This window comes from Pseudomonas sp. Pseusp15, from assembly GCF_059492165.1.
This window is the reverse complement of the sequence record NZ_CP168523.1, coordinates 2,839,973-2,855,219: the sequence shown is the minus strand read 5'-3', so window position 1 is coordinate 2,855,219 and position 15,247 is coordinate 2,839,973. Positions and strand designations below refer to the sequence as shown.

At 61.6% G+C, this 15,247-nt stretch carries 15 protein-coding genes; 8 read left to right on the top strand and 7 right to left on the bottom strand.

Annotated features, from left to right (window positions below):
• Positions 1–25: 25 nt before the first annotated feature.
• From purU to ACEN8R_RS12710, 5 genes are read right to left on the bottom strand one after another with little or no spacing between them, the layout of a single operon-like run.
• Positions 26–892, bottom strand: coding sequence for a formyltetrahydrofolate deformylase (purU, locus tag ACEN8R_RS12730; RefSeq protein ID WP_495624936.1), 867 nt, complete (start codon positions 890–892; stop codon positions 26–28).
• Positions 893–923: 31 nt separating this feature from the next.
• Complete coding sequence (locus tag ACEN8R_RS12725; protein WP_495624935.1) at positions 924–2,054, bottom strand: aminomethyl transferase family protein; 1,131 nt, start codon at positions 2,052–2,054, stop codon at positions 924–926.
• Positions 2,055–2,088: 34 nt separating this feature from the next.
• A complete protein-coding gene (locus tag ACEN8R_RS12720) occupies positions 2,089–3,105 on the bottom strand; it encodes a heme-dependent oxidative N-demethylase family protein (protein ID WP_018927690.1) in 1,017 nt (338 codons plus the stop codon).
• Positions 3,106–3,114: 9 nt separating this feature from the next.
• Positions 3,115–4,044, bottom strand: coding sequence for a PDR/VanB family oxidoreductase (locus ACEN8R_RS12715; protein ID WP_018927691.1), 930 nt, complete (start codon positions 4,042–4,044; stop codon positions 3,115–3,117).
• Entirely contained in the window at positions 4,041–4,553 is a 513-nt protein-coding gene (locus ACEN8R_RS12710) for a dimethylamine monooxygenase subunit DmmA family protein (protein ID WP_018927692.1), read from the bottom strand. The genes ACEN8R_RS12715 and ACEN8R_RS12710 overlap by 4 nt, the downstream gene beginning before the upstream one ends.
• A 223-nt stretch (positions 4,554–4,776) precedes the next feature.
• Here ACEN8R_RS12710 and ACEN8R_RS12705 point away from each other — a divergent pair, with 223 nt between their 5' ends.
• The 3 genes from ACEN8R_RS12705 to ACEN8R_RS12695 are packed head-to-tail and all read left to right on the top strand — an operon-like array spanning position 4,777 to position 7,318.
• Positions 4,777–5,916 carry a sensor histidine kinase gene (locus tag ACEN8R_RS12705; RefSeq protein ID WP_245220338.1) on the top strand — a complete coding sequence of 380 codons (1,140 nt, stop codon included), beginning with the start codon at positions 4,777–4,779 and terminating at the stop codon, positions 5,914–5,916.
• Positions 5,885–6,556, top strand: a complete 672-nt coding sequence (locus ACEN8R_RS12700) for a response regulator (RefSeq protein WP_018927694.1) — start codon at positions 5,885–5,887, stop codon at positions 6,554–6,556. The genes ACEN8R_RS12705 and ACEN8R_RS12700 overlap by 32 nt, the downstream gene beginning before the upstream one ends.
• Positions 6,557–7,318: a PAS domain-containing protein gene (locus tag ACEN8R_RS12695; RefSeq protein WP_018927695.1), complete on the top strand. Its 762-nt coding sequence runs from the start codon at positions 6,557–6,559 to the stop codon at positions 7,316–7,318. It abuts the gene before it with no gap.
• A gap of 39 nt (positions 7,319–7,357) precedes the next feature.
• Here ACEN8R_RS12695 and ACEN8R_RS12690 read toward each other — a convergent pair whose 3' ends face one another.
• Complete coding sequence (locus ACEN8R_RS12690; RefSeq protein WP_105341121.1) at positions 7,358–7,963, bottom strand: helix-turn-helix domain-containing protein; 606 nt, start codon at positions 7,961–7,963, stop codon at positions 7,358–7,360.
• A gap of 277 nt (positions 7,964–8,240) precedes the next feature.
• Between ACEN8R_RS12690 and glnT the strand changes: the two genes are divergently transcribed.
• The 5 genes from glnT (at position 8,241) to ACEN8R_RS12665 (ending at position 14,108) form a co-directional block, all read left to right on the top strand.
• A complete protein-coding gene (gene glnT / locus ACEN8R_RS12685) occupies positions 8,241–9,575 on the top strand; it encodes a type III glutamate--ammonia ligase (protein ID WP_018927697.1) in 1,335 nt (444 codons plus the stop codon).
• A gap of 72 nt (positions 9,576–9,647) precedes the next feature.
• On the top strand, positions 9,648–10,553 hold the full coding sequence (locus tag ACEN8R_RS12680) for a class II glutamine amidotransferase (RefSeq protein ID WP_018927698.1): 906 nt from the start codon (positions 9,648–9,650) through the stop codon (positions 10,551–10,553).
• Between the two features lie 11 nt (positions 10,554–10,564).
• Entirely contained in the window at positions 10,565–11,248 is a 684-nt protein-coding gene (locus ACEN8R_RS12675) for a GltB/FmdC/FwdC-like GXGXG domain-containing protein (RefSeq protein WP_018927699.1), read from the top strand.
• A 20-nt stretch (positions 11,249–11,268) separates the two neighbouring features.
• Positions 11,269–12,609, top strand: a complete 1,341-nt coding sequence (locus tag ACEN8R_RS12670) for an FMN-binding glutamate synthase family protein (protein ID WP_018927700.1) — start codon at positions 11,269–11,271, stop codon at positions 12,607–12,609.
• A gap of 173 nt (positions 12,610–12,782) precedes the next feature.
• On the top strand, positions 12,783–14,108 hold the full coding sequence (locus ACEN8R_RS12665) for an ammonium transporter (RefSeq protein ID WP_018927701.1): 1,326 nt from the start codon (positions 12,783–12,785) through the stop codon (positions 14,106–14,108).
• Positions 14,109–14,189: 81 nt separating this feature from the next.
• Here ACEN8R_RS12665 and ACEN8R_RS12660 read toward each other — a convergent pair whose 3' ends face one another.
• Entirely contained in the window at positions 14,190–15,233 is a 1,044-nt protein-coding gene (locus ACEN8R_RS12660; protein ID WP_018927702.1) for an LLM class flavin-dependent oxidoreductase, read from the bottom strand.
• Positions 15,234–15,247: the final 14 nt, after the last annotated feature.

The window sequence follows — 15,247 nt, the reverse complement described above, 5'->3', positions numbered from 1 at the left end:
GGCGATGGATCGAAAAAGGGCGCGCTCAGCGAAAAATCACCGTCTTGTCCTGGTTGATGAACACCCGGTGTTCCAGGTGGTATTTCAGGGCTTTGGAAAGTGCGACGGTTTCGGTGTCGCGGCCGATGGCGACTAGCGCATCGGGCTGGTAGGTGTGATCGACGCGCTGAATTTCCTGCTCGATGATCGGGCCTTCGTCGAGGTCACTGGTGACGTAGTGGGCGGTGGCGCCGATCAGCTTCACGCCACGGTCGTAGGCCTGGTGATAGGGTTTGGCACCCTTGAAACCGGGCAAGAACGAGTGATGGATGTTGATGGCTCGACCGGACAGCTGCTGGCACAGACCGTCAGACAGAATTTGCATGTAGCGGGCGAGTACCACCAGGTCGGTCTGGGTGTCCTCGACGATGCGCATCAACTCGGCTTCCTGGCTGGCCTTGCTGTCCTTGGTGATCGGCAGGTAGATGAAGCGAATGCCTTCGCGTTCGGCCATGGCTCGCAGGTCCAGGTGGTTGGAGACCACTGCGGTGATGTGCATGTCCATCTCGCCTTTTCGGTGGCGGTACAGCAGGTCAGTCAGGCAGTGGTCGAACTTGCTGACCATCAGCAGCACCCGGGTCGGCTGACTGCTGCAGAACAGCTGCCACTGCATGTCGAAGCCGCCGGCCAGGTCGCCCAGATCCTCGCGCAGGGCACCGATGTCGCCGCTCACGCCCTTGTTGAAACGGAACACCGCGCGCATGAAAAACTGCCCGGTGAACTCGTCGTCAAATTGCGCCAGCTCGCTGATGTAGCACTGCTGTCCGGCCAGACAGGTGGTGATCGCGGCAACGATGCCGGACGCTGCCGGGCAATTGATCTTGAGAATGTAATGTTCGTTGGAAGTGTCCATCGAAAGTCCCTTGGATAAAGTGGTTGGAGGCTCAGCCCTTGGCCGTACGCTTGGTTTTTTCGGGATCGTCGAAGGGCAGGGCGTGGGTCACGGCGGCGCTGTCCTGGCTGCCGCGCACCTGCAGGGCGATGCCTGGATTCGAGCAGGCGACGCTCATGCGGGCGATGGCCATGGAGCGTTTGCTCAGGCGCGAATACATGCCGCAGGTGATCACCCCGACTTGCTGGCTGCCTTGCCACAAGGTGTCGCCGGCCTCCGCGGCGCGGACACCTTCGAGCAACACGCCAGTGATCTTGAAACGCTCCTGACCGCGCAACCGAAAGTGTTCTTCCGCGCCACGGAATTCGCGTTTGTCCGGAGAGACGGTGAAATCCAGGCCCATTTCCCAGAGGGTGTCGCCAGCCTTCTGATCGGCGAAGGGGTACATCTGCGAGTTGTCGTAGGGGAAAAACATCAGTGAGCTTTCCACCCGCAACCAGTCCAGGGCGGTGAAGGCGCAAGGGATGATGCCCAGGCCCGCGCCTTGTTCAAGGATGCTGTCCCACAGTGCCGGGGCATCGGCCGCCTTGCAGAAAATCTCGTAGCCGCGTTCGCCGGTATAGCCGGTGCGGGAGATCATCACCGGGCGATCGAACAGGCGGGTTTGCAGGTGATGGAAGTAAGGCAGTTGACGGATCCCGGGCACGTGCTCGGCGAGAAAGTCCACTGCCAGCGGTCCTTGCAGCGACAGGTCGTGCAGGTCGTCATCGAACAGCACCGCCACTTGCCGGCCCTGGGATGAGCGCACCAGCATTTCGTGGCCGCTGCCCGCGCCGTGCACCACCATGAACGCGTTAGGTCCGGTACGGTAGACGATGCAGTCATCGACGAACTTGCCGTCCTCGTCGAGCATCGAGGCGTACACCGACTTGCCGGGGTAGAGCTTGGCGATGTCGCGGGTGGTCGCCCATTGCAGCAGGCTCTCGGCGTGGGGGCCAACGTAGTGGACTTTTTTCAGCCCGGACACGTCCATCAGCCCGGCCCGGGTGCGGATCGCCTGATGGTGATCGGCCAGGTCGCTGTCGTAGGTCCAGGCAGTGCCCATGCCGTTCCAGTCTTCGAGGTTCGAGCCGAGTGCGCGGTGCCGTTCGGCCAGTGCAGAAATACGCCATGAATGCGTCATGTGAAGATCCTTGTCGGTGAAAGTGGGTCAGGGTTCAGGCTTGCGGATCGAAGCTGCTCAGCCACTCGACCAGGGTCTGTCGGTAGCGGCTCATGCCCTTGTAGTCGGCGATCGGCTCGGGCAGGTCGCGCAGCACACGGTGCAGGCGGCAGCCCCAGCCGGGCTGAGTGACCAGCTCCTGCATGCTGATCAGGTAGGTGCGGATGCTGAACATCACCGCGTTGCTGCGAGGCAGACGGACCATCACTTGCAACTCGACCCGTAGGTGAACCTGTTGCCCGACGTTCTCGGCGGTGATGCGGCCGCGGTCGGCGCCCCATTCATGGAAAGTCTCAGGGGAGGAGTCCAAGCGCGGGTTGATGGTCAGCGTCCAGTTCAGGCGTCGCACCGGCTGCCCCACCTGCAGGTTGAGCAGGTACTTCAGCGCGCGGTCGAAGATGCCCATCTGGTGGGCCATGGGCACCGGCGAATGCCACTGCTTGAAACTCATGCCGGCGTCGAAGGCCAGGGACCAGTCGGCCGGGCTGGTGACCAGGCCGGCGTCCATGTACAGATCGCCGTCGCGTTGATCGAGCAGGGCGAAATCCCCCTGCACCTGTCGGCCAATGAACTCCAGCGGTTCGCAAGGCAGGGTCGCGGCATCACCGAACACAAAGCGCTGATCGATATCCAGCAGGGTGTTGCGCCAATGCCAGTGTTCAGCGTCACGCTCAAGGGTGAACCACTGCGGATAGTCGGCGGCCAGGTGCTCCATGAGCATCTGCAGCGCATCCCAGGCCGCCACTTGCATGTGCGGCAGCACCAGGTAGCGGCGCGGATCCTTATCCAGCACCAGGGCGCGTTCGGCCATTTCCGAGCGGTAGTGCTCGTCGATGTCGAACCCGTGCTGGTAAATCGAGCCGGGGTCCCGGGAGGTCGCCGGTTCGATGTTCACCGAATACAGGTAGCTGTCCTCGGTGAAGGGGAAGGGAAAACGACGGATGGCGGCGGGGCTGTTGCGAAAGCTGAAATCGTCTCGATAGCTCTGCACGGGGCTTGATTGAATGGTCATGGTCGACTCCTAAAGATCCAGCGAAACGCAAGGGCCGCAGCCGCGAGAGACACAGGGCATGAGAAAGTCGGCCTGTTCGGCGGGGCTCAGAAAACTGTCGCGGTGTTCGATGTCGCCGCCCACGTGGCGGGTCATGCACTGGCCACAGACCCCGCCGCGGCACAGGTTGGGGATCTGCAGCCCAGCGGATTCCAGGGCTTCGAGCAGGCTTTGTTCGGTGCCGACCCGCAGGCGCCGACCGCTGCGCAGCAGTTCCAGATCGAAGGGTTGGCCCGGTTGTGCGGCATTGAAGGCTTCCCAGTGCACCCGGCCGGGCGGCCAGCCGAGTGCCTTGGCCTGTTGCCGAACCGCGTCGAGCAACGGTTGCGGGCCGCAGGTGTAAACGTGGCTGCCCAGCGGTCGATCACGCAGGATCCGGCTCAGGTCCGGGCGGCTGGCGTAGGTGTGCAGGCGCGATCCCAGTCGCTGTTGCAACGCCTCGACATAGGCATCGCTCAGGCCCGGACGACAGAGGTAGTGCAATTCGAAGTGGGCCTTGCGTTGTTCCAGGGCCGCGATGTAGGCCATGAACGGCGTGATGCCGATGCCTCCGGCGATCAGGATGTGCAGGCTGGCGGTCGAATGCAGGGCGAACAGATTGGCCGGCGGCGAAATTTGCAGCGTGTCCCCGACCTGGACCTGCCGATGCAGGTAGTGCGAGCCGCCGCGGGAGGCCTCCTGCAGGCGTACGGCGATGCGGTAATGCTGGCTGTCCGCCGGGTCGCTGGTGAGTGAATAGGCATTGCGCAGCTTGCCCTCGGCCAGTGGCAGGTGAACCTGCACATGACTGCCGGGGGAGAAAGCCGGCAGGGGCCCGGCGCACGCCTGCAGGGTGAATTCGCGCACCACTGGGGTAAGCATTCTCGCCGCGCTGACTCGCACTTCGATTGCGGCACTCATGACCGGACTCCGGCGTAAGGCTGGTCGGGGTTGGCGCAGACGCCGAGGTACGCCCCGAGGCGGCGGGAAAAGTGCTCCCGGACTTCCAGCCCTACGTCGCAACCGATGCAGGTCAGCAGCGGCTCCGGCCCGGCGGCCTGAGTCAGGCCGCAGTGCACGCAATACACCAGGCGCGCACCGGCAATCGTGCGGGTGATGTCGATCTCGTCATTTTCCAGTCCGGCGCTGCGGGCCTCGCCGTGGATGCGCCAGATAAAGGCCTCGTCGCCCATGATGTAGAGATGGCTGCCGACGGTGGCGCTGACCAGCACCTGATGCAGGCGCCGGGAAAAGTCGGCGCTCTCGCCATTCAGCACCAAGGGCTGTTCCAGTTCCCCGACCACGGGCGAGCAGGCGGCCGCCGATTGCATGACCACTATGTGCCGGGTGACGCTTTCCCGAGGCAGCGGCTGGCGATAGCGCGGGAGGCTGTGAAGTCGGTCCGGGGCGGCGCTGTGTCTATCCGTCATGTGGGCTTTCCTGGCTGATCCGCGCCTGTCGAAGGGCGAGAAAGGTGGCGTTGGACTGGAAATTTGTTTCCTGTTAGGGAAGATACTTTCCTATGGGGAAAATCTTCTCAATCCGGAAAAAGGGCTATGTCTTTGGAGATAAGCCCTGCGCAACGTCTGTTCGGGGCATGGAAGTTGCTGGTCTTTGCTCAGGGCTGAGCAACCGGACGGGGAGTTATCGATAGTGCGAACACAACCGCAGTGGTGGCCGCTCTGGTTGGGGCCTATTCGCCCCGAACAGGCACGCAGCGTGCGCAAACTGCTGGCCGGATTGCCCTTGTGTCAGGTGCACGCTGACGGTGCCTTGTCGGGTTTTCTGGATCGTTTCGAAGCATTGTTGCCGACCTGCAAACTGAATCTGATCCTGGGCGGCGAAGACATGGGGCCGGCACGGCGCGGATTGCTCGAGGGCTGTCAGGACGTTGCGCATTGCCCTTGGCGTGACTCGACACTGCCTGATGCGGCTCAGGCCTGTGGCCCTTGTCGGCAACGGGGCGTACATCGCCTGCTGTGTGCCTTGCCGCAAAGTGACGATTCGAACAAAGGGGTGTTGTTGCTCGATACCCCGCGACCGGTCGGAGCGAGCTGGCGCCAGTTGCTGGAGGAGGCTGCACAGGCGGTCGGCGTCACTGTGCGCTTGCGCTGCCACACCCGTGAGCAACAGCGCAAACAGGCCACGTCCCGGCACGGCGCCCTGGCCCGCGAGCTGCACGACTCGGTGGCTCAGCAGTTGGGCTACCTGTCGTTCCAGGCGCGTGTGCTGCAGTCGCAAATGGGTGAGCCTGCGCAGGCCAGCGCCGCGTTGCAGGAACTGTGCAGCGGCTTGAGCCAGCTGCAACGCCAGGTGCGCGAGCTGATCACCAGCGCTCGCCTGACCATGGACGGGCGCTCGCTGCGCCAGGCCCTGGCCGACTCGGTCGCGGAGTTCTCGCGGCGCTGCATCATCGTCTTCGAACTGGACAATCGTCTGGCCGACGATGCCTTGAACCCGGAAACCGAATTACAGATTTTGCAGATCATTCGTGAGGCACTGGCCAACGCCGTGCGCCATTCCCATGCACGGCACGTGCGCATCGAGCTGCGGCAAAGCCAGGACGGCGATACCTCGGTGTCGGTGGAGGATGACGGCATCGGCCTGAGCCCGGCATCGGGGGAGGCCAATCATTTCGGCCTGGCGATTATCCGTGAGCGCGCCGCCAGCATCGGCGCCCGCCTAAGCATTGAAGCGATCCGCCCCCATGGGGTCCGCGTACACCTTTATCTCCACCCAGACCTGCCAGAGGGGAGTTTCGATGGACTGCACGACCTTGTTACTGATCGATGATCATCCGCTGTTTCGCAAGGGGCTGGCGCAGCTGTTCGGCGCCAGTGACGACTTCGAGGTGGTGGGGCAGGCCGCCAGCGGTCGCGAAGGCATCAACCTGGCCGTGAGCCTGGCGCCGCAGCAAGTCCTGCTGGATCTGCACATGCCCGGCCTGAGCGGCTTGCAGGTGCTCGATGAATTGCGTCAGTTGCGCCTCGACTGCCAGGTCGTGGTGCTCACCGCCTCGATGGATCGCGCCGAGTTGTTGACGGCCCTGCGCCTGGGGGCCAGCGGTTATGTGCTCAAGGAAACCGAGCCTGATGCGTTGCTGGCCTACATGCGCAATTGCAACAAGGGCGCGATTGTTCTCGATTCGACCCTGGTCTCGTTGCTCGCCGACCAACGTGAACCGCTGCAGCGACAGGTGCAGGATGCGGATCCGCTCGACACCGGCAACCTGACCGAGCGCGAGGGCCAGACCCTGGCCCTGATTGCCGCCGGCATGAGCAACAAACAGATCGGCCGGGAGCTGGGGATCAGCGATGGCACGGTCAAGATCTATGTGCGCAATCTGTTGCAGAAGCTCGGCCTGCACTCGCGCCTGGAGCTGGCGGCCTGGGTGCACAACGGCTCGTCGGTGGGACATGAGGAGCGGCATTAGATGATGGAACGTCCAGAGGCATTCATGCCGACACAGCCTATACACCTGATGGACCGCTTTCCTGCGGCATTGCTTGAGCTACGGGACAACGGCCAGATCGCCCACTTCAACCTGGCGTGGGTCGAGCTGATGGATCGGTCGGGGCCGGAGCGCAACCTCATCGATTATGTGCACCACGAAGACCGTTCGCTGTGGCGCCGGGCCCTGCTTGAACTGCGGCGACGCCCCGAGACTTGCTTCAACCAGCGGCTGCGTTTTGTTCACCCTTCGGGAGAACTGCGTTGGTTCGAGGTCAGCCTCAAGCGCGGGTATCAGGGTTTCTATCTGGTGGCCGGGGACATTACCGCGCACAAGCGGCGCGAGATTGCCTTACAGGCCAGCCAGCGAAGCAGCATGAGCCTGCTCGACAGCATGCCGGGGCTGATCTATCGCGGGCGCAACAACCGCGACTGGACCATGGAGTTCGTCAGTGCCGGATGCCTGCAACTGACCGGGTATCCACCGGAGCGGTTGGTGGACAATCATGAGTTCACCTACAACAGCCTGATCCTGGCCCAGGATGCCGATTACGTCTGGCGCGAGGTGCAACGTGCCCTGTCGCGACAGGAGCCATTTGAACTCAATTACCGGATTCGCTGCGCGGATCAGTCGATCAAGCACGTCTGGGAAAAGGGCGTCGGGATCTATGCCGACACCCGGGAAGTGCTGGGGATCGAGGGGGCGATTTTCGAGCGCAGCAGGGGTTTGAATCCGGGGCGCTGAGCACAGGTTTTGCGGTCAGGCAAAACGCCGGTTTAAGGATCACTCCTTATCGTTGCCGTAATTCATGATCGACAGCATCCGGATCGGTACCTGCACCAGTTGCTCGGGGCCATGGGGAATTTCGCCTTCGAAGGTCAGGCTGTCGCCGGCTTCCATGCGGTACAGCTGATTGCCGTGGCGATAAATCAGTTCGCCTTCCAGCAAGTGCAGGAATTCGGTGCCCGGGTGGGAGAAGGTCGGAAACTCTTCACTCGCGTCATCCATGCTCACCATGTACGCCTCGAAACTCTTCTTCGGCCCACGGGTGTGATTGAGCAGATGGTAGGTGTGACCTTTCTCGGTCCCTCGCCGAACCACTTCCATCCCCTGATCAGCCTTGACCAACAACGCGCTGCCATCTTGCTGGTCGTATTCGCTGAACAATTTCGACAACGGCAGGCCCAGCACGTCGCACAGACGGCTCAGGGTATCGAGGCTGGTGGACACCTGGGCGTTTTCGATCTTGCTCAACATGCCCTGGCTGATATCGGCAATCTTGGCCACGTCGGACAGCTTCAGATCCTGCGCCTGGCGTTGTCGCTTGATCTGTAAACCCAGGTATTGCTCAAGCTTGAGACGCGGAGCGGTTTCGGTTGGCATAGTCATCAGATCCTGCACACTTTCCGTTCAGTAATATTAGTTTCGCACTGAGAAAGTGCAAATCGCGGCACTCGGCTCGCATCCATCGGGGCGGTATTCCCACCGGGAAAAGAATTTTCCCATATATACAGCACAAAAGCGCTTTTCTCGGCGAATCAACGCTTCACTCGCGAATCTGGCAAGGGCCTTGCATTCCTAGTGGGAAACTAACTTTCTTTTTAGGAATAAAAAGTCAGTCAAGACCCATCCACAATGTTTTGCCTTTCGCGAGGAGTGACGAGCAATGTTGCCAGCAGAAACCCAGCGCATCATCGACAAGCACGGGATCAAGTATGTGCTTGCGCAGTTTGTGGATATACACGGGGCGGCCAAAACCAAGTCGGTGCCCATCTGTGGGCTCAAGGCTGTTGCCGAGGAAGGAGCGGGGTTTGCCGGGTTCGCGATCAGCGGCATGGGCATGGAACCTCACGGCCCGGACTTTATGGCCCGTGGCGATCTGTCGACGCTGACGGCAGTGCCCTGGCAACCGGGTTACGGGCGGGTGGTGTGCATCGGCCACGTCGACGGCAAGCCCCATCCCTATGACAGCCGTTATGTGCTGCAGCAACAAGTGCAACGCCTGGAAGAAAAGGGTTGGACCCTCAACACTGGTCTGGAGCCCGAGTTCAACCTGATGCGCCGCGACGAGCAGGGCAAGCTGCAACTGGTCGACCTCAGCGACAACCTGGACAAGCCTTGCTACGACTACAAAGGCCTGTCGCGCTCCCGGGTGTTTCTTGAACGCCTGACGGAAGCTTTGCAGGCGGTGGATTTTGAGGTCTATCAAATCGACCATGAGGACGCCAACGGCCAGTTCGAAATCAACTACACCTACAGCGACGCCATGACCTCGGCGGACCGCTTCACCTTCTTCCGCATGGCCGCCGGCGAGATTGCCAATGACCTGGACATGATCTGCTCGTTCATGCCCAAACCAGACCCGAAACGTGCCGGCAACGGCATGCACTTTCACCTGTCGATCAGCAGCGCCGAGAACAAGAACCTGTTCCATGACGCCAGCGACCCGAGCGGCATGGGCCTGTCGAAAATGGCTTATCACTTCGCCGCCGGTCTGCTGGCCCACGGCCCGGCGCTATGTGCCTTCGCCGCGCCGACGGTCAACTCCTACAAGCGTCTGGTGGTGGGCAACTCGTTGTCCGGCGCGACCTGGGCGCCGGCCTTTATAGCCTTCGGTGCCAACAACCGTTCAGCCATGGTGCGGGTGCCTTACGGCCGTCTCGAATTCCGCCTCCCGGACGCCGGTTGCAATCCCTATCTGGTCAGCGCCGCGATCATTGCGGCCGGCCTGGATGGCGTCGACCGTCAGCTGGAAATCGACCAGGTTTGCAATGAAAACCTCTACAGCCTGAGCCTGGAGCAGATCGCTGCACGGGGCATCAAGACTTTGCCGCAATCGCTCAAGGAAGCCTGCGATGCGCTGGAAGCCGACCCGTTGTTCGCCGAGGTGCTGGGTCCGCAGATCGTCGGCGAGTTCATCAAGCTCAAGCGCATGGAGTGGGTGGAATACAGCCGCCACGTCTCCGACTGGGAAATCCAGCGCTACACCGAATTTTTCTAACACTGAGTTGTGACAACCATTCGGGCACCCGGCATGGCGTCGAGTGTTCACTGCCTCCGAAGGAGACTTGATATGTGTGGAATCGTAGGTCTTTATCTGAAAAATCCACAGCTGGAATCTCAGCTCGGCCAGCTGTTTGAACCCATGTTGCAGGCCATGACCGATCGTGGCCCGGACAGTGCCGGCTTCGCCATTTACGGCGATGAAGTCGCCGATGGCTGGGTCAAGCTGACCCTGCAGGCGACCACCGAAGGCTTCGACTGGACAACCCTGATGGGTGAGCTGGAAGGGCGCCTCGGCTGCTCGCTGGACTGGTTCCAGAACGCCAACGCCGCCGTGCTCAAGGTCAATGCCGAAGAGGCGCCGGTACGCTTGGCCCTCGCTGAGCTGGCGCCGAGCGTACGCATTATGAGCGCTGGACAAAGCATCGAAATCCTTAAGGGTATGGGCTTGCCCCAGGAGATTTCCCAACGCTTTGGCCTGGCCGGCATGAAGGGCAGCCACATCATCGGCCACACCCGGATGGCCACCGAAAGCGCGGTGACCATGGAAGGCAGCCACCCGTTCTCCACCGGCGCCGACCTGTGCCTGGTGCACAACGGCTCGCTGTCCAACCACTTCCGCCTGCGTCAGGAACTTAAGCGCGAAGGCATTCACTTCGAGACCGACAACGACACCGAAGTCGCCGCCGGCTACCTGACCTGGCGCCTGCAACAGGGCGACTCGCTGAAGGAGGCGCTGGATCATTCGCTGGAGGATCTGGACGGCTTCTTCACCTTCGCCATCGGTACCCGTAACGGTTTTGCGGTGATCCGCGATCCGATCGCCTGCAAGCCGGCGATCCTCGCCGAGACGGAGGACTACGTCGCTATGGCTTCCGAATACCAGGCGCTGTCGAGCCTGCCGGGGATCGAACACGCGAGGGTCTGGGAACCGGCACCGGCCACTATGTACATCTGGGAACGCGAGTCAGCTTAAGGGGCGCACACATGAAAACCATCGATCTTTCCATTGCCACCGTGCGCGACCTCAACCAGGCGCTGCACGACCAGGTCAACAACGTTGAAGACCGCGAATGGGTGGTGACTCATTCGAGCGGCAAGCACAACCTCGCGGTCGGGGTGAACCAGGCCGTGTCCATCGAGATCCAGGGCCACGCCGGTTACTACTGCGCCGGCATGAATCAAAAGGCTTCGATCACCGTCCACGGCAATGTCGGTGTCGGTTGCGCCGAGAACATGATGTCCGGCTACGTCCGGGTCAAAGGTAGCGCCTCTCAGGCGGCCGGTGCCACGGCCCATGGCGGGCTGCTGGTGATTGAAGGTGATGCTGGTGCGCGTTGCGGGATTTCCATGAAGGGTATCGACATCGTGGTCGGCGGCAGCATTGGCCATATGAGTTGTTTCATGGGCCAGGCGGGACGCCTGGTGGTGTGCGGCGATGCCGGCGATGCACTGGGTGATTCGTTATACGAGACCCATATTTACGTGAAGGGTAGCGTCGCATCTCTGGGTTCGGACTGCGTCGAAAAAGAGATGCGCGCCGAACACTTGGAGGAGCTGCAAGTCCTGCTGAACCGTGCCGGTTTCGAGCATAAGGCGACTGACTTCAAGCGCTACGGCTCGGCCCGACAGTTGTACAACTTCAAAGTCGATAACGCATCCGCGTACTGATCCGCGCGAGGAGAATAGACATGAGCGACCCTACTACCCAAAAAGCAGGCACTCCAGTGTTGCGTGAGTCCGCGACCTTCGACCGCCTGACCATTCAGGAAATACAGCGTGCCGCTGAAACCGGCATCTATGACATTCGCGGCGGTGGCACCAAGCGCAAGCTGCCGCACTTCGATGACTTGTTGCTGCTGGGCGCCAGCGTTTCACGCTACCCGCTGGAAGGTTATCGGGAGAAGTGCGGCACCGATGTGATCCTCGGCAACCGCTTCGCCAAGAAGCCGATCCACCTGAAGATTCCGGTAACCATTGCCGGCATGAGTTTCGGTGCGTTGTCGGCCAATGCCAAGGAGGCGCTGGGCCGTGGCGCGACCATCGCCGGCACCAGCACCACTACCGGTGACGGTGGCATGACCCCGGAAGAACGCGGTCAATCCCAGCATTTGGTTTATCAGTATTTGCCATCGCGCTACGGCATGAACCCGGACGACCTGCGCAAAGCCGACGCCATCGAAATTGTCCTGGGCCAGGGCGCCAAACCCGGTGGCGGCGGCATGCTGCTGGGCATGAAAGTCACCGAGCGGGTGGCCGGCATGCGCACGTTGCCGATCGGTGTCGATCAGCGCAGCGCCTGCCGTCACCCGGACTGGACCGGCCCGGATGACCTGGCGATCAAGATTGCCGAGATCCGCGAAATCACGGATTGGGAAAAACCGATCTACGTAAAAATCGGCGCGAGCCGGCCGTACTACGACGTCAAATTGGCGGTGAAGGCAGGCGCGGATGTGATTGTCCTCGACGGCATGCAGGGCGGCACCGCGGCGACTCAGGAAGTGTTTATCGAACACGTGGGGATTCCGATTCTGCCGGCCATCCCGCAAGCGGTACAGGCTTTGCAGGAGATGGGCATGCATCGCAAGGTGCAGTTGATCGTGTCGGGTGGTATTCGCAACGGCGCCGATGTGGCCAAGGCGATGGCGCTGGGCGCGGATGCGGTGGCCATCGGCACGGCGGCGCTGATTGCCTTGGGTGATAACCATCCACGCCTGGACGAGGAACTGAAGAAAATCGGCTCGGCCGCCGGTTTCTACGACGACTGGCAGAACGGCCGCGACCCGGCGGGGATCACTACCCAGGATCCGGAGCTGTCCAAGCGGCTGGACCCGGTGGAAGGCGGCCGGCGTCTGGCCAACTACCTGCGGGTATTGGTACTGGAGGCGCAGACCATGGCCCGGGCGTGTGGCAAGTCGCACCTGCATAACCTCGATCCCGAGGATTTGGTGGCATTGACGGTGGAGTCGGCCGCCATGGCGCGGGTGCCGTTGGCGGGGACCAACTGGGTTCCGGGCTCGGGTGGTTATTGAAACCGGTGAGATAACCTGTGGCGAGGGGGCTTGCCCTCTCGCCACACATATTTCGGTTGGCCTGCCGGATCGCCGCAGGCTTGCCCAACGATCAAGAGTCTCCCAAGAGACCCGTACGCACTTACCTTGCTCACTGCCCGACACTTCCCATTTCTTTTGCAGGAGCTTTGAACATGGTCAATCGTCTTCTCGGCAAGTCCCTTTTCGGCCTACTGGCTGCCGGAGCGCTCGTGCCGCTGGCACAGGCAGCCGATGCTCCCACGTTGAACACCGGCAGCACGGCCTGGATGGTCACCGCCGCCGTGCTGGTGTTGTTCATGTGTCTGCCAGGCCTTGCGTTGTTTTACGGCGGCCTGGTGCGGGCAAAAAACATGCTGTCGTTGTTTACCCAGTGCTTCGGCATCGCCGGCCTGGTGGGGGTGCTGTGGGTGATTTATGGCTACAGCATGGTGGTCGACAGCACCGGCATGGTCGAGGGACAGGTGACGTTCAACAGTTTTGTCGGTGGATTGAGCCGGGCCTTTCTGGCGGGCATGACACCGGAAAGCCTTGTCGGTGAAATTCCGGAAGGGGTGTTCGTGACCTTCCAGATGACCTTCGCCATCATCACCCCGGCGCTGATCGCCGGGGCATTCGCCGAACGCATGAAGTTCTCGGCGGCGCTGCTGTTCATGGCGCTGTGGTTCACCCTCGTGTACGCCCCGGTAGCGCACATGGTCTGGGGTGGTTCGGGGGCCTTGATGCATAACTGGGGCGTCCTCGACTTTGCCGGTGGCACCGCGGTACATATCAATGCGGGTGTCGCAGCGCTGGCGGCGTGCCTGATCCTGGGCAAACGCAAGGGTTACCAAAACGAGCCAATGCCGGCGCATAACTTGAGCCTGACCATGGCCGGTGCGGCCATGCTCTGGGTCGGCTGGTTCGGCTTCAACATCGGCTCCGGCGGCGGTCTGAATGGCACCTCCGGCATCGTCATGCTCAACACCCAGCTGGGCGCTTGCGCCGGGATTCTCGGCTGGATGTTCACCGAGTGGTTCAAGGTCGGCAAGCCAAGTGCCCTGGGCCTGGCCAGTGGGGCTTTGGCCGGTCTGGTGGGCATCACGCCGGCGTGCGCCTATGTCGGCGTTGGAGGTGCGTTGGCTATTGGTCTGCTGTGCGGGGTGTTCTGCTACTTGAGCGTCACCGTGCTGAAACGTCGCTTCGGTTATGACGACAGTCTCGACGTGTTCGGCTTGCACGGTATCGGCGGGATGATTGGCGCGATCCTGACCGGAGTATTCTGCATACCATCTCTGGGCGGGCTGGTGGAGGGCGTGACCCTGGGAGGACAAGTCTGGGCGCAGATAAAAGGCGTTGCGCTGACCACGGTCTATTGCTTCGTGGTGAGCTGGGTCATTCTCAAACTCGTCAATGTCCTTGTCGGCTTACGGGCTGATGAATCGGTGGAGGAGATGGGGCTGGATCTGGCCGAGCACAACGAGCGTGCCTACAACCATTGAGGTCTGGCGCGGACAGCAAAACGCCGGCATGAACCGGCGTTTGGCTTACCTGGGTTTTATCGCAAAGCCTGATAGGTGGACTCAGCGAAACGCTGGTACCACCTGCTTGATGAACAGCTCCAGGGATTTTTTCTTCTCTGCGTGGGGCAGACTGTTGTCGCACCAGAAGCTGAACTCATCGACGCCCAGTTCCTGGTAATACTTGATGCGTGGGATGATTTCTTCCGCGGTGCCGATCATCGCTGTTTTGTGCAGGCTTTCCAGTTTGAACTCCGGGCGCTCGGCGAACTTCTCTTCCGGGCTCGGTTCCAGGAAACCGTTGACCGGCGTTGTCTTGTTACCGAACCAAGCATCGAAGGTGCGGTAGAACTTGGAAATCGCCTTGGCCCCGACTTTCCAGCCCTCAGGGTCATCGGCGGCATGCACGTGGGTGTGGCGCAACACCATCAATTGCGGGCGCGGTACGTCCGGGTTGTTGTCCAGGGCGGTCTGAAACTTGTTCTTCAGGTCGAGAACTTCTTCGTCGCCCTTCATCAATGGCGTGACCATCACGTTGCAGCCGTTGGCCACGGCGAAGTTGTGCGAGTCGGGGTCGCGAGCCGCTATCCACATTGGCGGGTTGGGCTTCTGGATCGGCTTGGGCACGCTGGTGGAAGTGGGGAATTTCCAGATCTCGCCGTCGTGGGCGTAGTCGCCTTGCCACAGGGCGCGCACCACCGGGACCATTTCCCGCAGCGCCTGACCGCCGGACGAGGCAGGCATGCCGCCGGCCATGCGGTCGAATTCGACCTGGTAGGCGCCACGGGCCAGGCCGACTTCCATGCGACCGTTACTGATCACGTCCAGCAGCGCACATTCGCCCGCTACCCGCAGCGGGTGCCAGAACGGCGCGATGATGGTGCCGGCGCCCAGGTGAATGGTGGTGGTCTTGGCGGCCAGATACGCCAGCAGCGGCATCGGGCTTGGCGAGATGGTGTATTCCATGGCGTGGTGTTCGCCGATCCACACAGTGCTGAAGCCACCGGCCTCGGCCATCAGGGTCAGTTCGGTCAGTTCTTCGAACAACTGACGGTGGCTGACGCTTTCGTCCCAACGTTCCATGTGTACGAACAGGGAAAATTTCATGACGCTACCTCTAA